Source organism: Francisella sp. XLW-1 (assembly GCF_008711455.1).
Lineage (GTDB): Bacteria > Pseudomonadota > Gammaproteobacteria > Francisellales > Francisellaceae > Francisella > Francisella salimarina.
Genome location: NZ_VXKP01000002.1, coordinates 323,120 through 347,469, shown reverse-complemented (window position 1 = coordinate 347,469; position 24,350 = coordinate 323,120). Strand labels below are relative to the sequence as shown.

Sequence of the window (24,350 nt, the reverse complement as noted above, 5' to 3'; positions counted from 1 at the left end):
TCATAAAATAGTAAAAATAATTACCTATATAATACTTGAAACAGTGGATAAATTACACTGGAATAATTAACTTTTCTTAAAAGTATAGATAATCTAATTTTTAATATACAGCCTTAGAAAATCAATTAAATAATTACAAAGTACATACTAAAAAATATTTTTTTTAATTTTTGTATTTACAAATAATTATTGTGAAGTATAATACACGAAATAAAATACATATATTTAATTTCACATTTAGAGAGAGGAGAAAAATATGACTAGTTTAGATATAGATAACGCACTAGCTAAATGGAAAGATGGACTTCTAAAGATTTCTAGGACTTATAGAGAAGGAGGAGACCATAAGAAACTAGCTCACAACTTTATCAAAAATATGTATGCTTATGATAATAGTGACGTTCTTTTTAAGCCCACTCTTGCTTCTAAACAAATGTTTAGAGGTGACTTAGATGGTGCAGTATCTTATTTTGTGGCTGGTAATGATAAATATCCAGAAGATAATGGTTTTGCTATTGGTCCATGGGCTGACTTACAGTTTGAAAATACTGGCTATATTGTTGAAGATAACATAGGTATAGTCATGGGTAATAAACACCTAACTCAAACTGATGGCACAAAGGTAATAGCTAATTACACCATGGGTTTCAAACCAAATGCTAATGGGGAGTTGCAAATTGTGCTTCACCATTCATCTTTGCCATATTCTCCAGTATAATTAACTAATTGATAATCTAAAGTATAGATAATGGCTACTAAGAAACAACAAAGTTGGACTTTTCTGACTAACCATTCACACGTGTTATGTCTCATTAATAGTAACCCAAACATAACTATTAGAGATATGGCTATCAAGGTTGGGATCACTGAAAGAGCAGTCCTAAATATTCTAAGTGACCTAACCGAGACAGCCTATTTAAAAGTAAAAAAAGTTGGCAGAAATAACCACTACAGTATCAATAAAGACAAAAACCTTCGCCATCCTATCGAAAATCATTGCACTATTGATGATTTTCTGAAGCCTTTATCAAAAAAAATTTCTTAATTATTATTTAACTCCACTAATTCTATCTGGAAAGTATCTTTGTAAAATGTAGTGCAAAATACCCATTAAAGCATGAGCATAGATATATATCTCAACAGGATCAACTAGTGTTTTATGGATAGCTTTTAAACTATCAATATATGCTGACTGATAGTTCCAAGCTGTGAACCAAAAAAATCCTGTAACCCATGCCAGAGTTAAAGCTAATAAACCTAAACCTTGGACTATGGCAGCAAGACTACCACTACGAGCATTAGGTAATTTAAACTTTCTTAACTCTAGTAGATCTTCTTTAAGCGCTGAGAAATCACCATACAAATATGGAAAATAGTATCTCATACCTCTTTTGTCTAATGACATAATAAGCAATAGTACGCTTAACACAGCTAACCCTAGCCCACTAAGCATATGAACATATGCCCATGAGTTAAGTCCATATTTAGTATGCACAAAATTACTATTTATAATCTGAAATAAAACAGCCATACCTACTACAATATGTAAAATACGATAATTCTTGTCTTGTGACTGACCAAGATACTGCCAAAAAGACTTTATAAAAAAATATTCTTTAAAAATCTTCATTTTTCCTACTCACCATCACCCATAGCATTTTCAACTAAATTATTATCAAGCTCTTTTTTAGGCTTTATGTTAGATATTACTTTTAGCTTTTCAATTTGACCAATTAAATTTCCTCGACCAGTTTTTAACTTATTAAAAGCATTCTCATAAGATTTATTAGCATCATTTATAGATTTACCAACCTTTTCTAAATCTTCAACAAAACCTACAAACTTCTTATACAACTCTTCCGCTCTACTATAAATGTCTGTAATGCTTTGAGCTTGCTTCTCATAACGCCAAGTATTTTCAACAGCTCGTAATGCTACTAATAAAGTTGTAGGACTAACTAAGATGATCTTTTGTTTAAATGCTTCATCATAAAGATTAGTATCGTTATCTAATGCTAATAGCAAAGCTCCTTCTACAGGTATAAACATAAATATAAAATCTAATGAATTTATACCTTTTAAGTTCTCATAATTTTTATCAGAAAGACCTCTAATATGCTCTCTAATAGAGCGAATATGGGCTTTTAAATGAGTTTGTTTTTGCTCATCATCTGCAGCCATATAGTCATTGTACGCAAATAACGAAGTCTTGGCATCTATAATAATATCTCTATTATCAGGTAATTTGACAACCACATCAGGACGATATGCTTTGCCCTCATCATCAGTAGTATGTTTTTCTCTGAAGTACTCAAAGCCTTCTCTTAGTCCAGACTTTTCAAGAACATTCTCAAGTACCATCTCACCCCAGATACCTTGTTGTTTTGTACTACTTCTAAGAGCATTTGTTAGATTATGAGCTTCAGCAGTCATCTTTTGGTTTAATTCTTTAAGAGTTTTCAACTCATTTTGTAGAGCCCCTCTAGCTGTAGATTCCTTATCATAGACATCTTCCACTTTTTGCTTAAAATCTTTAAGTTGCTCGCGTACAGGATTTAAAACACTACTTAAGCTTTCATGATTACGCTCACTAAGCTTTTTTGAATTATCTTCAAAGATTTTAGTAGCTAAGTTTTCAAACTCAGTTTTTAACTTAGTCTCACTATTTTGTAGAAGCTCTAATTTATCTTGCATCGCATTATTCTGCTCTTTAAGCTGAGTTTCAAGCATTGATACTTGCGATTTGTAGTTTTTTATTTCTTCAATATAGCTATACGTTTTTTCTCTTTCTTCTTTAAGCTCCTGCTTAAGCTCATCTACACGAAGATTATTATCTTGTTTTAACTCTAAATTCTTTTGTTTTTCTTGATCTAAAAGTGTATCAAGAGTTAATTCTTTGCTACGCAAAGACAACAATTCTTGCTGTACTAAATTTTTGTAATCATCAAATTGAGTACGAATATGCTTTGCTTCTTTAGATTTTTTATTAAGATTAAAAAAAAGCGCTATGCCACAGATGGCTAATAGCACTATCAATGCTATAGCTAATATCATTTCAGATTCCTTAGGTTATTTATTTTTTGATCTTATAGACCCTTGAAGAGCCTTACGAATTGCCTCAGCAGCTGTTGTTGATTCTCCAATAGTACCACGAATCATTTTCTCTGCATCTTTTTGTTTATAGCCAAGAGCTAAAAGAGCGTCTACTGATTCACCAAAAATTGAGTTTGAAATAGCTGCTGGCGTTTGGCTCTGTTGAGCACTACTTGTATTCGAATTTGTAGATGTATCAGATGATTGACTATAAATTTCATTTGCCATTTTCAATAGCTTATCATAAATCTCAACAACTAGACGTTCTGCGGTTTTTTTACCAATACCAGGTACAGTAGCTAATAATCCATAATCTTTATTTTCAATACAATGCAGAAGTGTCGTAGAATCCATACCAGATAATATTGCAATAGCGGTTCTAGCACCTATACCACTTACTTTTATTAGCTCTTGAAAAACTTTTTTATCAACTTTTGATTTAAAACCATATAACTGTTGAACATCCTCACGAACTACAAAATGAGTATAAAGACTAATTTGGCTATTCAGCTCTCCTAAAGAATAAAACGTAGTCATTGGTACAAAAACCTCATACCCAAGACCATTTACATCTATAAGTAAAGCTGTTGGATCTTTTTCGATTAAAGTCCCTTTAATAAAACTAATCATTATCAGTTCCTTAGCACTTTTGAATTGTATTTAACTTCAAACTAACCATAAGTGCAACTAAGAATGCAACTGGTAGGGTCATAAGAGCAACAGAAATATCTAAATCAAAACTATTCACCAAAACTCCAACGACTAAAGGAACAACAAATCCTGAAAGCATAACAGCTGTATTGTTTATACCAAAAAATATCGACTTTGGTTTCTCTGCTCTGTAATTAGCAATTACTGTAAAAGATAACGTCTGACCTGCTGCTGCACATCCTATCAAAAATAATACTATCATGCTCATTAGGTGATTTAACTGTACAAACAATAATACACAAACACAGACAAATCCTAGTAGAGATACCACGAACAACATATTAATTCTATTTTTAAACTTGTCATATAAAAACCCAAAAAATGGACTACCAATACCCAATCCTAACCATAAAAATGCAACAGAATATGATGCCTGAGTTGCAGTAAAACCTTTAGTTTCTAGCAAACTTACTCCCCATATAGCTCCTAAAGTAGGTATGGAACAGTAAATAAAGAAAGCATAAACGTATATAGTAATTAGATTCTTATTTAAAAGATTACCTTTAATTTCGCTATTTACTTCTTGTTTACTTAGAGTTTCAGCAGCTTTAGCGCCCTCTTTGACAAAAATTAAAATTAGAGCGGCCAAAAAAATTCCAATAATAGCAGATATTAGTATTACTAATCTCCAACTATCTAAATAGCTAACAAAAAACAATAATGGCCCACCAGCTAAAATTGGACCAAGAGTTCCAAGTATCTGCGTAGAGCCTGACAGAATCCCCATATATCTAACAGGGAACCATTGTGTTGAAATTATCAGCAATCCTAAGAAACCAAACGCAGCACCAATCCCCATTAAACATCTAGCAAAGATTGCAACATATATACTAGATGTAAGAGAAAATAATAAAGCACCTAAAGCACATGCAATAGTAGCAAAGAATAATGATTTTTTTATACCATATTTATCAAATATAAATCCTACTGGAACTTGCAAGGCAGAATAACAAAGATAAAAAGCTCCACCAAATAATGAAAAACTAAACGCTGTTGCTTGAAAACTATCAATAATCTCCTGATGTAATGAATTTGGTAATACTCTTAGGAAAAACTCATAAAAGAAAAATGTTGCACCAATAAGCCAAACTGTACAAGCTCTAAAATAGTATTTTGAATTCATTTTATAAAACTGATTATCATCTTAATAACGCCATTATAAGCACTGAAGACTATATAAACAAATATTTTATCAATCTATTAGCTATAAAAAGATCTTTTGATTTTGCTTGACCCATTTTTTGGTTTTTTCAGGTACTTTCTTATGATAAAACATTTGTTCAAAAAAGTTTAGTTTTAAACTATCTTCATTGCCAAAAATTTCATTTAATAGCTGTCCAAACTGCTCTGCTACAAGACTATCTTGTTTAGTCTAACTGAAAAGTAAGCTTGCATAGCTTTATCTATCCAATTAATGACTTTCTCAGTAACTATACTGCTTTCAAGTTTCCCAGTCATAAAACCTTTATTCCATACAGTATGTTTTAAGCCCGCATACCTCCTACCATAAAGATTATAAACAGCTGCATGAATTTTCTCACCCATCTTAATACCATACTCACCAAAAGGATCTTCATCTAAATTTAGACTAATTTCTTCGCAAGGAGTTTTCCATCTTTTGTTGAAAACCTCTAACATATTAGACTTCTTATCTAAATATATTTTAGATATATCTGCAGATCATATCCAGCTGAGAAGTGGCAGAAAAATTTAATTTCGATAAGTTAAATTTTGTATAATATTAGAATGTACTTTGCTGGAAGTCGCGCTTTTAAAGTGAATAGTATGTGGTTATAATCTAATTTTATATTCCTCAGGCTTAGGACACAACGTGTCAAAAAAATTATTAATAATAGTATTTATAGTTACATTATACGGATGTAATAATAAACAACAATCAAATCATGATCAAGCTAACAAAGAAGTTATTTTACAAATTAATAAAGCCTCTAGTATTAAAAAGGATAAATTGCAACAAGTTTTAGAAAATGCTAAAAAGCATTTCGATATAAGCGCTATATCCTTATCAGCTCTTCTTATAAATGATAAAAGGCCTGTGAGTATTGTTGCTGGAGATACTAGCATTAATAGTAATTAAAACATTACTTCAAAAAACCTTTTCCAGGTTGGCAGCATTACAAAAACATTTACAGCTAAGCTCGTTACTGACGCAATACATAGAAAGCAGCTTTCATTAAATGAAACTGTAGGAGAAATATTGCCACAGTATAAAAAATGGAAAAAAATAACAATAGCTCAACTTTTAAACCAGACATCTGGCATTGCTGACTATACAGAATCAAAAAACTGGTGGGAGCGATTAGCAAAAAATCCAAATAAGGAATGGTCTTTAGAAGAGCTCCTTGCTATTGCTCAAAAAAATCCAGATAACTTCCGCCCGGGACATGGGTGGGCATATTCAAATTCAAACTATGTATTGCTTGGATTAATTTTAGAAAAAGTTACTGGACAAAAACTTCAGTTATTATTTAGCGCCCTAATAGACCAGTATGATTTAGAACAGACATATTTTTTGACGCATCGTTATCCTAAATCCATTATGAATGGTATGGTTCAAGGATATTATGAGAATAAAGAGAATATGACAAGCATTAATGGTTCTTGGCTTCAGAGTGCTGGCGCATTAGTATCAACTCCAGAGAATATTGTAAAATGGATAAAGATTAATTTAGAAACCAACTCATTACTCCATAATAATTCAAATTGGAGTACTACTAAAGATGGCGATACTCCTAAAAATATGACTAAAACTGCCTATAGCGCAGGTTTTTTCAGGATGAATACTCCTTATGGTATAGTCTTTTTCACCCCAGGCTTGACTCCTGGATATACTTCAATGATGTTTTATGCCCCGTGTCTGAATGCTTACTTTGCATATTCAGTTAATAAAGCACCTCCACAAGGGTTACATAAGTTTATGATTCAAAATCTAATGAAAGTTTTTAAAGAAGATAAAGTGTATCAACAAGAATTACAGCAATATCACCTGATACCTGATTATTGCCAAAATGTGCGTCCAAGTAAATATTTTACATTTCCTAAGATAGGATGATAATACAAATTTAACTATAACAGAAACGATTAAATATAATAGTTAAGTTGATTGAACAAGAATATTAGAACATCTATACAAATAACTAGCAAGCCTAAGCTATCATAATGATGTAAAGTTTTGGCAGATACATTTGTCAATTTGCTAATTTCTTTTGTATACCAACGCATAAAAAACCTTTTTCTTTCTGATATGTTGGAGGAATATTAAGGTATTACCAAAGGTGAGGGTCAACTATTTTTTTATACTATTTGATTCTTTTATGTACAACTCGACTAGCTCCAGCAATTCTAGCTAGAGATTTACTACTATGATAGTGACATATTGCTATAGCTAAAGCATCTGCTGCATCTTCTTGTGGCTTTTTACTTAAGCCTAATATTGACTGTATCATGTGTTGGACTTGAGACTTAGCTGCGCCACCTGTTCCAACTACGGCTTGTTTAACTTGCTTAGCTGAGTATTCTGATACTTCAAGGTTATTAATAGCAAGAGTACACATTGCTACACCTCGAGCTTGTCCAAGCTTAAGTGCTGCACCAGGATTTTGAAACATGAATATCTGCTCAATAGCAGATTCATCTGGAGCATAAATGTTTATAACTTCTGTGATACCATCGGCGATTTGTTTGAGCCTTTTAGCAGTACCGGTTTCCGTAATACGAATGCAGCCACTTGCCACATAGTATACTTTGTTATCTTGTATCTTTATAACTCCAAAGCCTGTTATTCTTGAACCAGGATCTATTCCTAGGATTACCATTTATAGATTTTTGTTGGACAAACTTAGAAGAATTTTATTATAGATAATTCTCAATAGATAGAAGCTTTTATAAATTATGTATAATATTTTAGAATAAAAACCATAATGTATTACTATAGAATATTTAGCCTAATTGCTCCATAATCTCTTGAGTGAAGTTGGCATTAGAGTATACATTCTGCACATCATCAAGATCTTCTAACTTATCAATTAGATTGATAACTTTCTCAGCCACTTCAATTTCCATATCAGCCTTTGTTTCAGCATCAAAAGTTACTTCAGCACTTTCAGATTCAAATCCTTTTTCTACCAATTCTTCTTGCACATCTGAGAAGTCATTAGGTGCTGTAAAAACATCAATACTTCCATCTTCATGGGTAATAATATCTTCTGCACCAGCTTCAAGAGCCACTTCCATAAGAGCATCTTCATCAACTCCTGGAGCAAAAGAGATAATACCTTTTTTTGTAAACATATATGCAACCGAACCATCAGTGCCCAAATTACCACCACTTTTTGTAAACGCATGACGAACCTCACCAACTGTACGATTACGATTATCAGTCATACAGTCTACTATTATAGCAACTCCACCAGGTCCGTAGCCTTCATAGCGCACTTCTTCAACATTAGCGCCATCATCTCCACCAGCTCCCTTAAGTATAGCTCTTTCAACAGTATCTTTACTCATATTATTTGCAAAAGCTGTTGCTATAGCCGCTCTCAAACGTGGATTTGCATCTTTATCGCCCCCACCTAATCTTGCAGCAACTGTTATTTCTCGGATAAGCTTTGTGAAAATTTTTCCTCTTTTAGCATCTTCTTTAGCTTTTTTATGCTTAATATTAGCCCATTTACTATGACCTGCCATTTTTACACCTATTTTAATTTATATATAACTAACCACTTTTTCTACTAATTTATCAATACCTTGAGATGCTTCTAAAATATTTTTAGCACACATATACGCTGGAGTTGATACAACTTTTACAGACTCATCAACACATATATCTGTTGCATCCATAATAACAGCTTCTGCACCTTTTTTCTCTAAGATTGCTGATGTACTATCATCTGTTCCTACGGTTGCTTTTGTACCTTCTGGATAAACTAAAGGTATCATCAAAGGAGCAATACAGATATAACCTGCTGGCTTATCAGCTAGATAAAATGCTCTTGCAAAGGTTAATACATCTTCATCCATCTGATAGCTTTCATCACCCACAAATGCAAAATCCATAATATTTTTAGCAGCTCCAAAACCACCTGGGAAAATTACTGCATCATACTCATCACTATCTGCATCTGCAATATCAATAACATTGCCTCTAGTAATTCGTGCTGACTCTTCTAAAATATTACGCGGAGATGCCTTATTATCTACATTTTGATGCAAATGATTAATAACATGCTTTTGATTTTTATTAAGAGCAACTCCCTGCCACTCTACACCTTGTTTTTCTAAAGCTAATATAGTTAAAACAGTTTCTTGTATCTCTGAACCATCTAGATAGCCACAACCAGATAACACTACCGCTATTTTTGACATTTTAAACTCACCTTTACATTTTTATTTACAAATCTAGATTATTTCTTTTGAAAACTCTATCAGCTCTATAACTTGATCTAACCATTGGGCCAGAGGCAACTTCTAAAAATCCTTTTTCAAGACCAATCTTACGATATTCTTCAAACTGCTGAGGAGTTACAAACCTCTCCACACTTAGATGATGCTTTGTCGGCTGCATATACTGACCAAGAGTTATTATATCCACGCCAACACTTCGAGCATCATCCATTGTCTTATAAATTTCTTCATCGGTTTCACCAAGACCAACCATAATACTAGTTTTAGTTAGTACACTAGGTGCTTTTTCTTTGACATATCTCAAAAACTCTAGTGTTTGCCAATATCCAGCTCTAGGATCACGTACAGGATGCGTCAAACGTTCTACAGTCTCTATATTTTGAGCTATTACATCAACTTTTGTATTAACGATTTTATCAACATTCTGTTTAACTCCCGCAAAATCAGGAGTCAAAGCCTCAACTTTTATATTCTCATCTAGTTTCTTGATAGCTGTTATTGTATCAGCATAATGTCCAGCTCCACCATCCTCTAAATCATCACGATCCACGGATGTTAATACAACATACTCTAGATTCATAAGTTTAACACTTTCTGCTGTATTCTGGGGTTCTTCTTTATCTAGCCAACCTTTTGGGTTACCCGTATCAACAGAACAAAACTTACATGCTCTGGTGCACACTGCTCCCATTAGCATAATTGTAGCTGTTCCATGAGACCAACACTCATTAATATTTGGACACTTTGCTTCTTCACAAACAGTTGCTAATTTATGTTTTTTGGTTATAGACTTAACTTTCAAATACTCTTTCGAATCTTGCTTCTTTACCTTTAACCATTCTGGTTTGCGTATATGTACAGAATTTTCTTTTTTGTTTCTAATACCATCTTTGACAGCGTGGAAACCATGGTCTGTAGTGTATTTTGTACCACTCTCAACTTTCACTTTTATACTAGATATTTCTTTCATGTAATTATTGAAACTTTTATAAATCCGTAATTTTGACTACATTATAAAATATAAACTCCTATTTATAAATATTTACTTTAAGATTATATTCTCTCAACAAAAATAACTTATCCAATATCCAAAAATCATTTCGCCTATAAATTTGCAGATGATGCTAAAAACATTTAAACTTAATCCGTAAATTATAAACAATGAGGAAAATGTCATGCTATCACAAAAATTATTAGATGCTCTAAATGATCAGTTCAATTATGAACTTGAATCAGCTAATCTTTATCTAGCTATGGCTGGATATACTGAAGATTTAGGCCTTGGTGGTTTTACTAATTGGTTTATGGCGCAGTATGAAGAAGAGCTTTTCCATGCTAAAAAAATTATGAAATTCATAAACGACAAAAATGGTCGCATAGAAGTTAAATCTGTCTCTGCTCCTCAGAATCATTTCAACTCATTGCTTGAGGCTTTTGAAGCAACTCTTGAGCACGAGCAAGAAGTTACTAATAGATTTTATTGCTTGATGGATATAGCACTAGAAGAAAGAGAACATGCTACTAAGAGTTTCTTACAGTGGTTCATTGACGAACAAGTTGAAGAAGAAGCTACTGTTAACGATATGATAAACAAAATTAAGCTAGTTAAAGATGGTGGTTTATACATGTTAGACCAAGAAGCTGCTAAAAGAAGCTTTAGTGCTCCTGACTTAGGCTAATACTTACACAAAATCTATTTTCCTTCTTTTCATAAATCTTATCAAAAAATATGCAAGTACAAGTACAAATATCCCTATAGACATAACACTAATACTCGTATCAAAAAAATAAGTCTGATACAAACTAGCACTCTCTACTGTGCTGATTCCATCTTCCGGAAGAGCAACAACTTGGTTTAATAATCCTGTAATAGAATTTGCCATAGAAGCAGATATATACCATGCACCCATAGCAAAACCTATAGTCTTACCATCACAATAAATACCTATCATGCTAAGGCCAATCGCACTTACAAACAGCTCTGATATGGAAATCAAAATATATGATAAAGTAATATAGTTACCACTTATGATCCCATTATTATCATGAGAGAAGCCATAATACATTACAAATAAACCAATAGCAGCTAACAAGACTCCTACTGCAAATTGGTAAGATATATAAAATCTCGGTAACAATGGATATATTCTTATAAGTAGCATCCCACCAAATATTATCAAAATTGGATTAACCATTTGATAGCTTGCTGGATTGACACTAAAGCCAAACATTAAAAGATCAGAATTATTCTTTGCGGCCATAACAAGAGTAGATTCCATCTGATTATAGATAACAAAAAATACTACAGCTACAATTATTAATATCAAACCTACTATTTGCTTAATCCGTACATCGTCTTTTAAGAAAAAAATTGTTCTAAATAAAAATATCACTAAGCAAAGTATACTAATACCTGCAACTACAACATTTGCATAATCTGGGTAGTGATAACAAACTACTGTAAAAATATATACTATGGCTAAATACCCTAAAACGACCTTCTTGGCTATGATCGTCATCGGACTTTTGTCAGCTTCATCAACAACATTATCATAAATTTTATACCTATAAGAAAAGTTTGCTATAGCTATTAATTTACCAACAAAGACTATACCCAATACAGCTAGAGCACCAAATTGATATCCTATCAATGAGGGTGCTACTAAGTATGCTAACAAACTACCTAAATTAATAGATATATAAAACATAGTCATACCACTTTTTGCATGAACAGGATCTGTGCTATAAATTTTAGAAACCATTGCAGATGCAGTACCCATTGATAATGACCCACAGACTGGAACCAAAGCAAATGCAAAAATAAAAAATTCATTACTTACATGGACCATGAAACCACTTAAAAATACAGCTAAGTATGCAAAAGCTAATAGTAAACTACCCCAGAATATTGATCTTCTCAAACCAAGGTACCTATCCGCAATATACCCACCAAACATAATAATTGCATAATTCATTGCTTTATAAATACCCTGAAATGAGTAAGCATGACTCTCAGAAAAACCAATACCATAATCTAGTACAGACTTTGTCAGATACAAAATTAAAATAGCATTGAAACTGTAAGTGGCAAACTGACCCCAAAATGTTATAGCAGCAATTGTAAAGCTTTGTTTTGTTCTTAAATCTTTTAACATATAACCCCTTTAGAAAATAGAATATTTTTATACTATTACGTATTTAATAAAAAAGAAATATAGAATTATAGCGAACAACTTTCTATTAGATAAAAATAAAGATTTAATTTTATATATTAATCATAAATTATGATATCATCTAATAACTTTTAGATTAGTAGCTTACCTGCTCTATCTGTAGATAATAATAACTAACCAGAAAACAGTAAATAACTTATTATGACTTTACTTAGAAATATATTTTTAATACTATTAACTCTGACTGTTACTAATTGTTCTGTAAAAAGGAATCCTGTCCCAAAAGAATATGCCGAACAAGCCAAAATTAAAGGCTATGAAACAATTAGGGCTCATGGATATGGAAAAAATGAATATTTCCAAAATGATTTAGAACAGAGTTTAAAAAAATACTTGTCAAATCAAGGTGAAAACCCTGAGATAAATATTTTGGCTCTTTCTGGTGGTGGTAGTGATGGTGCATTCAGCGCAGGCTACGTGACTGGGTGGACAAAATCTGGTAAAAGACCTGAATTTTATTTAGTCACAGGTATTAGTACCGGTGCCCTGGTAGCTCCATTTGCTTTTTTAGGAAAAGACGTAGACCCTCAGCTAACATATGCTTTTACAACAATTTCGGCTAAAGATGTCTTTGAAATCAATATCACAGATGCTTTATTAGGCAGATCTGCCTCATTAGCTTCTACAACCCCCCTAGAAAAACTTATTGAAAAATACTTAAATGAAGACATTTTAGAAGAGATTATCAAAGCTCATAATCAAGGTAGAAGACTATATATAGGTACTACTAATCTTGATAACCAAAGAGTAAACATTTGGAATATTGGAGAAATTGCGATTCAGCCAGATAAAGAAAAATCTATAGCTCTCATTAGAAAAATATTGTTAGCATCTGCATCAATACCCATAGCATTCCCACCTGTCAAGTTTGATGTAAAAGTAGGAGATAAAAACTATGATGAGCTACATGTCGATGGTAGTATGATGACAGAGGTATTCTTATATGGATTTAGTGTTGACTTCTCTGAAGCTCTCAGCAAAATTCATAACAGTGATAAAATAAATAAATCTATATATATAATCCGTAACAGCAAAATATATAAAGAATATGAGCCAGTTGATCAAAGCTTCCTATCTATAGGTACTAAAGCATTATTCACACTAACTACATCTCAAGGTATAGGTGATTTGTTCAGAATATACTACCTAAGTATGAAAGATGGACTTAAATATAACTTCACCTATATTCCATATGACTATATTCCAATTACAAAAGAACCATTTAATAATCTAGAAATGAATCAGTTATTTGAATTAGGCTATAAAATGGGTAAAAGTCAAGATTATTGGAAACACTCACCTGCTAATATAACTTTTTAACTCAGATTAAATACTTAAATTTATAATCTATAAATATCATTAAGATTTAAAGACATTTACCTAACTTTTATAAGTGTTATAATTACACCTAAGTTTTGAGATAGAAATACAAAAGTTATGAAAATATATCTTTACCATCACTGCCCATACTGCATAAAAGTTAGACTAGTGGCTGATCTAAGCAAATTAGATTATGAGATGATAATATTAGCAAATGATGACGAAAAAGCCCATATAGACAGAATTGGCTCCAAGCAAGTTCCTTTCTTAGAAAAAGATGATGGGACATTTATAAAAGAGAGTGATGAAATCTGTAAGTTTATAGCAAAAACTCAAAATTTCGAGATAGCAGAGTCAACGATTGATAACTCTGTTACAGACTCTGTTACTAAATTAGCAGAACATTATCGTAGAATAGTATACCCGCGTATTCCTCATCATCCTCGTAATGAATGTGATTTCCCAACACAAAGTGCAAAAGAGTATTTTATAGACAAGAAATCTCAATACATTGGGGATTTTGATTCTTTACTTAAAAATCCTCCCTACGACTCAATTATAGCAATTAATAAAATCCTCAAAGAGATAGAGTCTTTTGTCAAAACACCTTTCATCAATGGAGATAATTTTTCTTGGGATGATATAAATATTTTTCCAATATTCTTCATACTAACCATGGCTAGGGATTTACTTGAGGTTCCTGATAATATTAATAGTTACATAAAAAGTATAGAAACCAAAACAAATATAGAACTATATTAAAATGATTATATCCATAGAAGCAATAGATAAAATATTACCGCAAACACAGTGCCAAAAATGTACTTATGATGATTGCTATAGTTATGCTAAAGCTATTACGAATGGCGAAAATCATAATAAGTGTATAACCGGTGGAGAAAAGACTTTAAAAGAATTATCTAAACTTTTAAATAAACCTGAGATACCACTTGATGACTCACTTGGTCAACACAAACCTCGTGGTGTAGCAAAAATTGATGAGTCTATGTGTATTGGCTGTGAGAAATGTTTACTTGCATGTCCTGTTGATGCTATTGTTGGTTCAAAAAAACTGATGCACACTATAATTGAGTCAGAATGTACTGGTTGTGAACTTTGTATTGAACCATGTCCTATGGATTGTATATCTCTAGTTGATTTAGCCACAGATATGCAACCTTATAATCTTGATGAGAAACAATATACTCACCAAAAGAATCATTTCAGAGATAGATATGAGTACCACAAATATAGAGTAAGTCAAACAAAAGCCAAGCAAAGAGCTGTCTATAAAAATATTGCTACTGCTCAAGAAATAGATAAAAAGGCTTATATTGCGGCTTCATTAGCAAAATATAAAAATAGAAAAAAATCTACACCAAATAATGAATAGACAGAAGAGAATACAAATTTTTGAAACTTGGAAACAAAATGATCCTAGTCCAACAACTGAGTTAGAATATTCATCAAATTTTGAACTATTAATTGCGGTTATTTTATCAGCTCAAGCTACTGATGTCAGCGTGAATAAGGCAACACAAGTTTTATATAAAATAGCTAATACTCCAGAGCAAATATACGCTCTTGGAGAACAAAAGCTAGCCCAATATATTAAATCTATTGGATTATATAAAACTAAAGCAAAAAACGTAATCACAACATGTAAAGATTTAATCGAAAAATTTGATAGCCAAGTTCCTGATAACTTCGATGATCTAATATCTCTAGCGGGTGTCGGTAGAAAAACTGCAAATGTAGTTCTTAACACAGCATTTAATCAACCAACTATGGCGGTTGATACTCATATTTTTAGGCTTGCAAATCGCATACCGTTAGCCAAAGGTAAAAATGTTAATGAGGTTGAAAAAAAACTTTTACGTGTAATTCCAAAACAGTATCTTCAAGATGCACACCATTGGATAATACTACATGGTAGATATATATGCACAGCTCAAAAACCTAAATGTCGTAATTGTATAATTTTTGAATACTGTGAATTTAAGGATAAGGAAAAATATTTATGATTCTCTCTCAAGACAGATATGAACTTCGTAAGCTTTTTATAGATAGTTGGGCTAAGTTTTTAGATAAAAAACCACTCACAGCCATTGAAGAACAAATATCTAGAATAATAGAGTTACACCCTGAGTATCATAAACAAATTACTATTGAAAACATTGACAAAGATTATTCGCCTGAAATGGGACAAATAAATCCTTTTTTGCATATTAGCCTTCACTTAGCAATTATTGAACAAGTACAAACTAATCGCCCTATCGGGATAAATACCACATATCATCAACTACTTAGTAAAAACAACAATGATGAGCATAAAGTACACCATCTTATGATAGACTATCTAGCAGAGGAAATGTGGCTGTCACAAAAATACAATACTCTACCAGATGAACAGAATTATTTAACTAAATTACAAGAGTTAGTACTTAAATAATGAGAAATATTAAAAAAATATCTCAAGTAAATATTCATTTTAAGCAACCTAAGGGTCTACATATCATTGCCTTTATGACATTTTGCCTGTGCTTATGTATTGGACCTTTCATGACTATTCTAAATAGTTATGGTGATATTGATTTATTCTATAATAGGAATGACTATCTCTTTGTCATTTTTTTTGCTGGAATTTTTGGCTGTATCAGCAACTATCTTTTTGGTTCAACCAAATCAATAGTTCATGGACTACAGCTTATAATTATAGCTATGATTCTCTCATTTATTGATAACATAACATTATTTAGCTGTTCTGTCTTATGGATTGGAATAGCTATAGTGATAGTTAATCTTCTTTTTAACTTAAGTGCTTTTTATCTAAAAACAGATTTACGTAGAATGTATGGGTTTATAGGCGTGTATTCTAGCGCTTTACTTGGTATAGCAATAGGTATTATCACCTATATTACAATATTCAAAAACTTATATAATTTTAAAATATTTTATTTATTCATAGCTATATTTTTACTAGTTTTTTTCTTAAAGAACAGTTACAAACTTAACACATCTCTAACAAACCAAACTGAACGAATTGACATTAGCTTTTATGGAGTATTATTAATATTCTTTATATTCTCTTTTGTTTTATTTTACTTATTACAAAACCTAAATGTATTTAGTAGTATAAATTTGGTCATATTACCAATTTCTTTGATATATCTTCATATCCTTACCATCTCAAATAATAAAGAAAGTGGTACAAACCTCCTAAAATACATATATTTTAGTCTAGGACTTCTAGCAGCGAATAAAATCTTTTATCTTAGTTTTCTTAGATATGAAAATGTAGTAGATCCAAAATATCTTAACTCTCCTTTAAGTACATTCTCATTTTTATTAGCAGGATACTTTATATGCATAATCATATATTTTGGATGGCGATTCAAACTAATAACTTTACGTATAGAATCAATTACGAAGTCTCACATCATAAAGACAATGCTCTACATAAAAACCTTAAGAGTTTTTATTTTAATGATAGCCATTTTCACAAACAATACTCTCTTTTGTAACCTAGCTCTAATTGTGGCAACGATACTAGCTTTGGTTTTAAATATTTTTATTGTACCTATATATTTTTCATTAGGTAAAATACTTGCTGGTGGTAAAAACGAAGTTATCACAACTAGTCTACTGTACCTAATATTTTCTTCTTTAATATTCGTATCCTTCTTATATGATATTTCTATTAGCCTATAAATAATTTTCTTGTAAATTTAGCTTCTCGCCCCATATTTAAGAATATACAAATATGCTATAATCAGATCTGATTGAATTTTATTCATATATAAAACATTTAAAAAAGGAGAAAAAATGAATAACTTTGAAAATAATACTCGTGTAATAGACTCCCTATCACAAGAGTCTGTACTAAGAGCTAATAGAGTTCTTAGAAATACATATTGGTTACTATCAATGACGCTACTATTTAGTGCATTTACTGCTTATATTGCTTTTGTACAAGCATCTAATGGTGCAGGATTTATGCTTAACCCCTTAATTTTATTGATAGCTTACATTGGTCTGCTATTTGGTATTAATGCCACTAAAAACTCGCCATGGGGGATTGTACTTACATTTGCACTAACAGGACTTTTAGGCTACTCATTAGGTCCAATTCTAAATTTATATATTCATCAGTTCTCAAATGGTGCTGAGCTTATAATGATGGCTTTTGGTACTACAGGTCTAATTTTCTTAGGTCTATCTGCAGTTGCTATGAGCCCTGCTAGAAACTTTAATAGAGTAGGATCATTCTGTGCTATAGGTGCTATTGTTGCAATAGTTGCTTTAGTGCTTAACATCTTCTTACAAATACCTGCTTTAGGATTTGTAATTTCGCTAGTGTTTGCATTTATCTCTGGTGGATTTATCTTATGGCAAACAAATGCTATAGTAAGAGGTGAAGAAACTAACTATATCCTAGCAACTGTTAATATATATGTTTCTCTATTTAATATCTTCGTAACTCTACTACAAATCTTTGGTGCTGTAGCTGGCGATAGAGACTAATTTATATTATTATTTATTCTAATAATTTCTAATCTACTAAATTTTAATGCTCAATAATCAAATATCTGCAAAAGATACTATTGTGTCCAATGCTTATGGTTCTTCTTTTAGCATTCTGTTTAATGAATATCTTAAACAAAATAGAGAATTTAATCTAATAGTTGCTGAAGACTCTCAACAAGCGCATAGAGTTTATGATGAATTAAAGTATCTAAATAAAGACTCAAAAATAGAAGTATTCTATTTTCCTAACTTAGAAATACTACCTTATGATAGATTCTCTGCAGCAATAGACATTATCTCAAGAAGACAAGAAATATTGCATAAACTTACACAGAATCCTAAAAATACTCTAGTAATAACAAGTATTTCAAATACATTAAGAAAACTTCCACCTGCCAAGTTTATCAAAGAACATAGTTTCATACTCAAGATTGGTGATACTCTAGATATAACCAAACAAAAAGTATTACTAACCGAAGCTGGATATACCTTAGTAAACAATGTTTTTGAAAAAGGTGAGTTTAGTATCCGTGGTAGTATTATTGATATTTTCCCAGTTGGATCAAAAGTAGCTTTTAGAATTGATCTCTTTGATGATGAAGTTGATACAATCAAAGAGCTAGATACAGAAACTCAACGCTCCGGCAAAGAAATAAAATCTATAAACATCATGCCTTCACATGAGCTGATTTATAATTCACAAAATACTTCTTTTGCATTAGAAAAACTCAAAATACAATGTGGCGAACAATCGCAAAATTCAACTATTGCAAGGTATATAAAAAATAATGAATACTTTAGCGGTATAGAATTCTATTTACCATTATTTTATCCTGAACTTGTTAGTCTATTTGACTACTTACCAAAGTCTGCAAATATCCACCTTATTGACAATATTAGCAACTCAATTGAAGCATTCTCAGAAGAGGTTAAATATAGATATAACGAGTTAAAGCATGATATTGATAGACCTGTTTTACCATATCAAGAACTTTTTTATTCACAAAAAGAAGTCAAAGATCTGTATGAAAAACATCAACATATCAAATGGTTCCAACAACAAAAATCTAAGTCTAAAACTCTAAATATAGATCATCTAGAAAAAATCTCAGCAAACTATAAATTAGCTAATCCTTTTAGGGATTTACAAAAATTAATAGATAGCTCTAATTTTGATAAAGTTATATTTTCAACTGATTCGAATGGACGTGGTGAGATACTTTTAGAACATTTGAATAAGTTACAGTTAAATATAAGAATTGCAAAAAGTTTTGACGAGGCTCTTAAAACCAAAGATAAATTTTGCTTAATTATCTCACCTTTTCAAGAAGGTGTAATAATTGATAAGAAAATCATATTAATTACTGAATCAGATCTTTTTCCTGAGCATATTCAAAACTCTTCTAAAATATCAGAACATGATCATCACCCTACTGTTGACCTTAAAGATCTGACAGATCTAAAACCCGGAATGCATGTAGTCCATATTGATCATGGTATTGGCAGATACGAAGGCTTAGAAAGTATTGAATTAAATGGTAAAAAAGATGAGTTTATACTTCTAAGATATGCAAATGATGCAAAAATTTATGTGCCAATCACTTCATTAAATCTAATTTCTATTTATAACTCTTCTGTTACTGAAAAAATAGCATTAAATAAACTTGGTTCAGATAAATGGAAAAAGCAAAAAGAAAAGACTATAAAAAAGATTATCGATGTTGCTGCAAATCTCTTAGAAATATATGCAAAAAGAGAAATGCGACAAGGATTCAGCAATTCTTTAGATGAAGAAGAATATCTACGATTCTGTGCAGATTTTCCATATGAAGAAACGCCTGATCAACTCTTAGCGATAAATGATGTCTTTAAAGATATGATATCTGCTAAGCCAATGGACAGACTTATTTGTGGTGATGTTGGTTTTGGAAAAACAGAGATTGCGATGCGGGCAGCATTTCTAGCAACTCAAAATCAAAAACAAGTAGCTATTCTAGTACCTACAACTATTTTAGCTCAACAACACTACAATAGTTTTAAAGACAGGTTTGCTAATACTGCTGTAAATATCGAGGTTATTACTCGTTCAAAAACAGCAAAAGCTCAACAAGAGCTTTTTGATAATCTCAAAAAAGGTACCGTTGATATAGTGATTGGTACACACAAACTTATATCCTCAAAGATTGACTTTAATAATTTAGGCTTATTAATTATTGATGAAGAACATCGTTTCGGTGTTGCACAAAAGGAGAAACTAAAAGCTCTAAAGGCTGAAATAGATATATTAACTATGTCAGCCACACCTATTCCTCGTAGTTTAAGTATGGCATTTTCAGCACTTCGTGACTTGTCAATTATTGCATCACCTCCTGCTAAACGTTTATCTGTAAAAACATTTGTTAAGGAATATGATAATAATATAATTCGTGAAGCTGTAAGTCGTGAAACCATTCGTGGTGGACAAATTTTCTATCTTTATAATAAAGTCGATACTATCCAAAAGAAAAAAGAAATTCTCGAAGAACTATTCCCACGTTTAAGAATAGCTATAGCACATGGTCAGATGAGTGAAAAAGAAATCCAAAAAGTTATGTTTGACTTTAAGCATAACAAATATCACATACTACTTTGTACCACAATTATTGAAACAGGTATTGATATTCCAAATGCTAATACTTTAATTATCGAAGATGCTAATAATCTAGGTCTAGCCCAGCTACATCAGTTAAGAGGCAGAGTTGGACGTTCACACCATCAAGCTTACGCATATATGTTAGTTCCCAGTGAAGGTAGTATTACGAAAGATGCTATAAAAAGGTTAGAGGCTATTGGTAGCACTGATTCACTTGGAGGTGGCTTCACACTCGCAAATCATGACTTAGAAATTCGTGGGGCTGGAGAGATTCTTGGACAAGAACAAAGTGGTAATATTGATGGTATAGGTCTAAATCTATATATGGATCTCTTAGATAAAACGATTGCTAATCTTAAAGCTGGTAAGGAGCTAAATATTGAAGATGTCATTAACTCAACTGTTTGTGAAGTTGAACTTAATATCCCAACGCTAATTCCTGATTACTATATTAGTGATGTAAATACTAGATTAAATATTTATAAGCGAATTTCAAAAGCCGATCATAAAGAATTAGTAAATATAAAAATTGAACTTATTGATCGTTTTGGCAGGCTACCTGTTGAAGTATTATATCTTTTAAAAATTGCTCACATAAAAATTGATGCTATAAATTTAGGTATTGGACAAATAAAAATGTTTACCACATCTGGTAAGATTAATTTTGCTAACACTACTAAATTTGAGCCTCAAAAACTAATAAAGCTAATTCAGGCTCAACCCGCTGATTTTAGAATTACGAAAGAACAAGATCTACTCATCACAAAAAGCACTAAAACCGCTGAACAAAGAATAGAGTTTGTAGAGAAATTCTTAAAAAATATCTCACCACTAATTAAATAATATATTTATTAATAACTATTGGTAAACCCTATAATCAGTAAAATCTTTATAAGATAAATATTAGAAACAGTTTTATGATTTAATTACTTATTAGGACAAAGAGATCTAACTGTTTTACCAGCTTGGCAAACTGCTATTTAACTTAGCTCTTCAAGATCTTTGCGATAATAGTCAGGATGACTTTTTTTATGAATAGTCCTTTGTGCTTCATTACCATTTTTCACTTCATTATATAAATCAGAGAATACACCTCTAGGTGTAGCTTTAGCAATGTTGAATAGAAATCCGCCAACAACCCAATCATTTTCGATTACTTTATCCCATGACTTAGAATTCTCTCTTTATCCAATTATACATTGAAATCATTATCTCTTAAATTAAGAGACTAAACTAGACCCAAAATCAATTGTTATAGTCTTATTCTTCAAAATATCTAATGCCTTTTCAAAATTAAATTCTTACTGAGTTATATTTGTTTTTTTCGACACTGCAAAACTTCATCTATGCGATTTGTTATTTTCTCATAAATTTTAATATTAAGCTGCCTTTCTTTGACTAACTGTTCTCACACTTTGAGGAACTTCACTTACTACAGCTCCTTGCATTGGTAAACAGTTTGTAATATTAATATCTATTACTTCGATCACATTTGCTAGCTTTTTTACGATTTTCTCTATTTTTTCTTGTGTACCATGTACTACAAGATTGAAATGAGAAATACCCTTATTTGCTGTTTCAAATACTGTTAGTTGCTCTATATTAACGCGATTACGTGATAACACAGAAGAGATTCTTTGTAACACACAAAGAGTATTTTCAGTATTCATTGTTATAAAATATATATTTTCACTCATAGCTCTACTCCTCTACACCAAGCTTTGTGTTACTAATTGATTCGCCTGCAGGAACCATAGGAAAAACATTTTCCTGATTTTCTACCATTACCTCAAGCAAATATGAGCTATCAGAATTAAGAAATCTAATTAATGCATCTTTTAGATCTCTTCTTTCTTTTACTCTTTCAGCTTGTATTCCATAGGCCTCTGCAACTTTTACAAAATCTGGCGATGATATTTTCGTATAAGAATATCTACTCTCAAAAAATAACTCCTGCCATTGACGAACCATACCTAAGAAAGAGTTATTCAATATTAGAACCTTAACATTAATACCTTCTTGGTTAAGTACTGCAAGCTCTTGGATATTCATTTGGAACCCTCCATCACCAATTACAGCGACGACTGTTCTATTATCCTTAACACCCATCTTAGCACCGATAGCAGCCGGTAATGCAAATCCCATTGTACCTAAGCCACCAGAACTAATATGAGAATTAGTTTCTAAAAATTGGTAATATCTAGCAGCAATCATTTGATGCTGCCCAACATCAGATACTACAATAGCTCGTCCATTAGTTTCTTTTGAAAGTAAACTAATCACCTCAGCCATTTTAATTTCGCCTTCAACAGGCATAGTTTCATCATTGATGATAGCTTTGACTTCTTTATCATGCTCAGATGCAAACTCCTGATGCCACTCACTGTGAGAGTTATTAGCAATATATGGTAACAAACAATTTAGTGCTTCTTTTGCATCAGCATTAATACCAATATCTGCTTTAACATTTTTGTTAATTTCAGAAGGATCAATTTCTATATGAATAATCTTTGCATTTGGCAAATAATGATTCAAATCACCAGTTACTCTATCATCAAATCTCATACCGACTGCTATTACCACATCTGCTTCGTTACAAAGAACATTTGCTGCATAATTACCATGCATACCTAACATACCCTTGTAAAGTTGATGATTATAAGGAAAAGCTGATAAGCCCAACAGTGTACTTACAACTGGTATATTTCCTTTCTCAGCAACTTTTAGAACAGCATCCTCAGCTCCAGATAGCATTACACCATGACCTGTAATCAAAATAGGTTTCTTAGCATTATTAATATATTCAGAAGCTTTTAAAATATCATCCATATTTATAGTTGGCTTATGCAACCATTTGCCATGTTTGTTACCAACTGCTTCTTTATACTCCATCATACCGACTTGAGCATCTTTTGTAATATCAATTAGTACAGCACCTGGTCTACCATTTGACGCTATTTCAAAAGCCTTTTTAAATACTTCTGGTATCTCATTAGGATCTGTTATTTGATAATTCCATTTAGTAGCCGCGACAGACATTCCTATAATATCTGCTTCTTGGAAAGCATCAGTACCTAGCAATGGACTAAAAACCTGACCTGTGATACAAACAATAGGAACCGAGTCAATCTGCGCATCAGCAATTCCTGTAATAAGATTTGTTGCTCCAGGTCCTGAAGTTGCTATTGCAACACCAACTTTTTCAGTAGCTCTAGCATAACCTACTGCTGCATGTACTGCACCTTGCTCATGTCTAACCAAAACATGGTGAACTTTGTCCCTTGACTCATGCAAAGCATCGTACGTAGGCATAATAGCACCGCCAGGATACCCAAATATACAATCAACCCCTTGAGCTTCCAATGATTTCACGATGGCTTGAGAGCCTGTTATTTTCATACTTTAGCACT

At 31.8% G+C, this 24,350-nt stretch carries 26 protein-coding genes; 13 read left to right on the top strand and 13 right to left on the bottom strand.

Annotation, left to right across the window (positions count from 1 at the left end):
* The first annotated feature begins 256 nt into the window (after positions 1-256).
* Both F3D59_RS04180 and F3D59_RS04175 read left to right on the top strand, forming a co-directional pair.
* Entirely contained in the window at positions 257-718 is a 462-nt protein-coding gene (locus F3D59_RS04180) for a phosphoribosyl-AMP cyclohydrolase (protein ID WP_150463914.1), read from the top strand.
* A gap of 30 nt (positions 719-748) precedes the next feature.
* Positions 749-1,045 carry a helix-turn-helix transcriptional regulator gene (locus tag F3D59_RS04175; RefSeq protein WP_041263787.1) on the top strand — a complete coding sequence of 99 codons (297 nt, stop codon included), beginning with the start codon at positions 749-751 and terminating at the stop codon, positions 1,043-1,045.
* 3 nt (positions 1,046-1,048) lie between these two features.
* On the opposite strand, the gene F3D59_RS04170 is transcribed toward F3D59_RS04175, so the two are convergent.
* From F3D59_RS04170 to F3D59_RS04150, 5 genes are all read right to left on the bottom strand, one after another.
* Positions 1,049-1,630 (bottom strand): cytochrome b/b6 domain-containing protein, encoded by a 582-nt coding sequence (locus tag F3D59_RS04170; protein WP_150463913.1) that lies wholly within the window; start codon positions 1,628-1,630, stop codon positions 1,049-1,051.
* Positions 1,631-1,635: 5 nt separating this feature from the next.
* Complete coding sequence (rmuC, locus tag F3D59_RS04165; RefSeq protein ID WP_150463912.1) at positions 1,636-3,054, bottom strand: DNA recombination protein RmuC; 1,419 nt, start codon at positions 3,052-3,054, stop codon at positions 1,636-1,638.
* Positions 3,055-3,069: 15 nt separating this feature from the next.
* Positions 3,070-3,723, bottom strand: coding sequence for a Holliday junction branch migration protein RuvA (gene ruvA, locus F3D59_RS04160; protein ID WP_191092429.1), 654 nt, complete (start codon positions 3,721-3,723; stop codon positions 3,070-3,072).
* Between the two features lie 10 nt (positions 3,724-3,733).
* A complete protein-coding gene (locus F3D59_RS04155; RefSeq protein WP_146421229.1) occupies positions 3,734-4,927 on the bottom strand; it encodes an MFS transporter in 1,194 nt (397 codons plus the stop codon).
* Between the two features lie 227 nt (positions 4,928-5,154).
* Entirely contained in the window at positions 5,155-5,442 is a 288-nt protein-coding gene (locus F3D59_RS04150) for a hypothetical protein (protein WP_150463910.1), read from the bottom strand.
* Between the two features lie 193 nt (positions 5,443-5,635).
* Between F3D59_RS04150 and F3D59_RS04145 the strand changes: the two genes are divergently transcribed.
* Positions 5,636-5,902: a hypothetical protein gene (locus F3D59_RS04145; protein WP_150463909.1), complete on the top strand. Its 267-nt coding sequence runs from the start codon at positions 5,636-5,638 to the stop codon at positions 5,900-5,902.
* A gap of 3 nt (positions 5,903-5,905) precedes the next feature.
* Entirely contained in the window at positions 5,906-6,877 is a 972-nt protein-coding gene (locus tag F3D59_RS04140; protein ID WP_150463908.1) for a serine hydrolase domain-containing protein, read from the top strand.
* 29 nt (positions 6,878-6,906) lie between these two features.
* Here F3D59_RS04140 and F3D59_RS04135 read toward each other — a convergent pair whose 3' ends face one another.
* The 5 genes from F3D59_RS04135 to lipA all read right to left on the bottom strand — a co-directional run bounded on the left by F3D59_RS04135 (position 6,907) and on the right by lipA (position 10,198).
* On the bottom strand, positions 6,907-7,047 hold the full coding sequence (locus F3D59_RS04135) for a MerR family DNA-binding transcriptional regulator (RefSeq protein WP_150463907.1): 141 nt from the start codon (positions 7,045-7,047) through the stop codon (positions 6,907-6,909).
* 77 nt (positions 7,048-7,124) lie between these two features.
* On the bottom strand, positions 7,125-7,640 hold the full coding sequence (ruvC, locus tag F3D59_RS04130) for a crossover junction endodeoxyribonuclease RuvC (protein ID WP_013923314.1): 516 nt from the start codon (positions 7,638-7,640) through the stop codon (positions 7,125-7,127).
* A 124-nt stretch (positions 7,641-7,764) separates the two neighbouring features.
* Positions 7,765-8,511, bottom strand: a complete 747-nt coding sequence (locus F3D59_RS04125) for a YebC/PmpR family DNA-binding transcriptional regulator (RefSeq protein WP_150463906.1) — start codon at positions 8,509-8,511, stop codon at positions 7,765-7,767.
* 18 nt (positions 8,512-8,529) lie between these two features.
* Positions 8,530-9,189 carry an isoprenoid biosynthesis glyoxalase ElbB gene (gene elbB / locus F3D59_RS04120; protein WP_150463905.1) on the bottom strand — a complete coding sequence of 220 codons (660 nt, stop codon included), beginning with the start codon at positions 9,187-9,189 and terminating at the stop codon, positions 8,530-8,532.
* Positions 9,190-9,214: 25 nt separating this feature from the next.
* Entirely contained in the window at positions 9,215-10,198 is a 984-nt protein-coding gene (gene lipA, locus F3D59_RS04115) for a lipoyl synthase (RefSeq protein ID WP_150463904.1), read from the bottom strand.
* Between the two features lie 205 nt (positions 10,199-10,403).
* On the opposite strand from lipA, the gene F3D59_RS04110 reads away from it, so the two are divergent.
* A complete protein-coding gene (locus F3D59_RS04110) occupies positions 10,404-10,907 on the top strand; it encodes a ferritin (protein WP_150463903.1) in 504 nt (167 codons plus the stop codon).
* Between the two features lie 3 nt (positions 10,908-10,910).
* Here the strand turns inward: F3D59_RS04110 and F3D59_RS04105 are convergent, their stop codons facing one another.
* Positions 10,911-12,383: a peptide MFS transporter gene (locus F3D59_RS04105; RefSeq protein ID WP_150463902.1), complete on the bottom strand. Its 1,473-nt coding sequence runs from the start codon at positions 12,381-12,383 to the stop codon at positions 10,911-10,913.
* Between the two features lie 219 nt (positions 12,384-12,602).
* Between F3D59_RS04105 and F3D59_RS04100 the strand changes: the two genes are divergently transcribed.
* The 8 genes from F3D59_RS04100 (at position 12,603) to mfd (ending at position 21,783) form a co-directional block, all read left to right on the top strand.
* Positions 12,603-13,781 (top strand): patatin-like phospholipase family protein, encoded by a 1,179-nt coding sequence (locus tag F3D59_RS04100; RefSeq protein WP_150463901.1) that lies wholly within the window; start codon positions 12,603-12,605, stop codon positions 13,779-13,781.
* Between the two features lie 117 nt (positions 13,782-13,898).
* Positions 13,899-14,543 (top strand): glutaredoxin 2, encoded by a 645-nt coding sequence (gene grxB / locus F3D59_RS04095; RefSeq protein ID WP_150463900.1) that lies wholly within the window; start codon positions 13,899-13,901, stop codon positions 14,541-14,543.
* A gap of 1 nt (position 14,544) precedes the next feature.
* Positions 14,545-15,174 (top strand): RnfABCDGE type electron transport complex subunit B, encoded by a 630-nt coding sequence (locus F3D59_RS04090; protein ID WP_150463899.1) that lies wholly within the window; start codon positions 14,545-14,547, stop codon positions 15,172-15,174.
* Entirely contained in the window at positions 15,167-15,805 is a 639-nt protein-coding gene (nth, locus tag F3D59_RS04085; protein WP_149368113.1) for an endonuclease III, read from the top strand. Before F3D59_RS04090 ends, nth begins: the two co-directional genes overlap by 8 nt.
* Positions 15,802-16,233 (top strand): DUF1841 family protein, encoded by a 432-nt coding sequence (locus tag F3D59_RS04080; protein WP_146421218.1) that lies wholly within the window; start codon positions 15,802-15,804, stop codon positions 16,231-16,233. Before nth ends, F3D59_RS04080 begins: the two co-directional genes overlap by 4 nt.
* Positions 16,233-17,492: a hypothetical protein gene (locus F3D59_RS04075; protein WP_150463898.1), complete on the top strand. Its 1,260-nt coding sequence runs from the start codon at positions 16,233-16,235 to the stop codon at positions 17,490-17,492. The genes F3D59_RS04080 and F3D59_RS04075 overlap by 1 nt, the downstream gene beginning before the upstream one ends.
* Positions 17,493-17,606: 114 nt before the next feature.
* Positions 17,607-18,305 (top strand): Bax inhibitor-1/YccA family protein, encoded by a 699-nt coding sequence (locus F3D59_RS04070; protein WP_013923326.1) that lies wholly within the window; start codon positions 17,607-17,609, stop codon positions 18,303-18,305.
* Positions 18,306-18,351: 46 nt separating this feature from the next.
* Positions 18,352-21,783 carry a transcription-repair coupling factor gene (gene mfd / locus F3D59_RS04065; RefSeq protein ID WP_150463897.1) on the top strand — a complete coding sequence of 1,144 codons (3,432 nt, stop codon included), beginning with the start codon at positions 18,352-18,354 and terminating at the stop codon, positions 21,781-21,783.
* A gap of 536 nt (positions 21,784-22,319) precedes the next feature.
* Here the strand turns inward: mfd and F3D59_RS04055 are convergent.
* Both F3D59_RS04055 and ilvB read right to left on the bottom strand, forming a co-directional pair.
* Entirely contained in the window at positions 22,320-22,637 is a 318-nt protein-coding gene (locus F3D59_RS04055) for an acetolactate synthase small subunit (RefSeq protein ID WP_013923328.1), read from the bottom strand.
* A 4-nt stretch (positions 22,638-22,641) separates the two neighbouring features.
* Entirely contained in the window at positions 22,642-24,339 is a 1,698-nt protein-coding gene (gene ilvB, locus F3D59_RS04050) for a biosynthetic-type acetolactate synthase large subunit (RefSeq protein WP_150463896.1), read from the bottom strand.
* Positions 24,340-24,350: the final 11 nt, after the last annotated feature.

Coding starts and splice junctions, on each gene's coding strand:
- F3D59_RS04180 (WP_150463914.1), top strand. CDS start 257: ATGACTAGTTTAGATATAGATAACGCACTAGCTAAATGGAAAGATGGA.
- F3D59_RS04175 (WP_041263787.1), top strand. CDS start 749: ATGGCTACTAAGAAACAACAAAGTTGGACTTTTCTGACTAACCATTCA.
- F3D59_RS04170 (WP_150463913.1), bottom strand. CDS start 1,630: ATGAAGATTTTTAAAGAATATTTTTTTATAAAGTCTTTTTGGCAGTAT.
- rmuC (WP_150463912.1), bottom strand. CDS start 3,054: ATGATATTAGCTATAGCATTGATAGTGCTATTAGCCATCTGTGGCATA.
- ruvA (WP_191092429.1), bottom strand. CDS start 3,723: ATGATTAGTTTTATTAAAGGGACTTTAATCGAAAAAGATCCAACAGCT.
- F3D59_RS04155 (WP_146421229.1), bottom strand. CDS start 4,927: ATGAATTCAAAATACTATTTTAGAGCTTGTACAGTTTGGCTTATTGGT.
- F3D59_RS04150 (WP_150463910.1), bottom strand. CDS start 5,442: ATGTTAGAGGTTTTCAACAAAAGATGGAAAACTCCTTGCGAAGAAATT.
- F3D59_RS04135 (WP_150463907.1), bottom strand. CDS start 7,047: ATGCGTTGGTATACAAAAGAAATTAGCAAATTGACAAATGTATCTGCC.
- ruvC (WP_013923314.1), bottom strand. CDS start 7,640: ATGGTAATCCTAGGAATAGATCCTGGTTCAAGAATAACAGGCTTTGGA.
- F3D59_RS04125 (WP_150463906.1), bottom strand. CDS start 8,511: ATGGCAGGTCATAGTAAATGGGCTAATATTAAGCATAAAAAAGCTAAA.
- elbB (WP_150463905.1), bottom strand. CDS start 9,189: ATGTCAAAAATAGCGGTAGTGTTATCTGGTTGTGGCTATCTAGATGGT.
- lipA (WP_150463904.1), bottom strand. CDS start 10,198: ATGAAAGAAATATCTAGTATAAAAGTGAAAGTTGAGAGTGGTACAAAA.
- F3D59_RS04110 (WP_150463903.1), top strand. CDS start 10,404: ATGCTATCACAAAAATTATTAGATGCTCTAAATGATCAGTTCAATTAT.
- F3D59_RS04105 (WP_150463902.1), bottom strand. CDS start 12,383: ATGTTAAAAGATTTAAGAACAAAACAAAGCTTTACAATTGCTGCTATA.
- F3D59_RS04100 (WP_150463901.1), top strand. CDS start 12,603: ATGACTTTACTTAGAAATATATTTTTAATACTATTAACTCTGACTGTT.
- grxB (WP_150463900.1), top strand. CDS start 13,899: ATGAAAATATATCTTTACCATCACTGCCCATACTGCATAAAAGTTAGA.
- F3D59_RS04090 (WP_150463899.1), top strand. CDS start 14,545: ATGATTATATCCATAGAAGCAATAGATAAAATATTACCGCAAACACAG.
- nth (WP_149368113.1), top strand. CDS start 15,167: ATGAATAGACAGAAGAGAATACAAATTTTTGAAACTTGGAAACAAAAT.
- F3D59_RS04080 (WP_146421218.1), top strand. CDS start 15,802: ATGATTCTCTCTCAAGACAGATATGAACTTCGTAAGCTTTTTATAGAT.
- F3D59_RS04075 (WP_150463898.1), top strand. CDS start 16,233: ATGAGAAATATTAAAAAAATATCTCAAGTAAATATTCATTTTAAGCAA.
- F3D59_RS04070 (WP_013923326.1), top strand. CDS start 17,607: ATGAATAACTTTGAAAATAATACTCGTGTAATAGACTCCCTATCACAA.
- mfd (WP_150463897.1), top strand. CDS start 18,352: ATGCTCAATAATCAAATATCTGCAAAAGATACTATTGTGTCCAATGCT.
- F3D59_RS04055 (WP_013923328.1), bottom strand. CDS start 22,637: ATGAGTGAAAATATATATTTTATAACAATGAATACTGAAAATACTCTT.
- ilvB (WP_150463896.1), bottom strand. CDS start 24,339: ATGAAAATAACAGGCTCTCAAGCCATCGTGAAATCATTGGAAGCTCAA.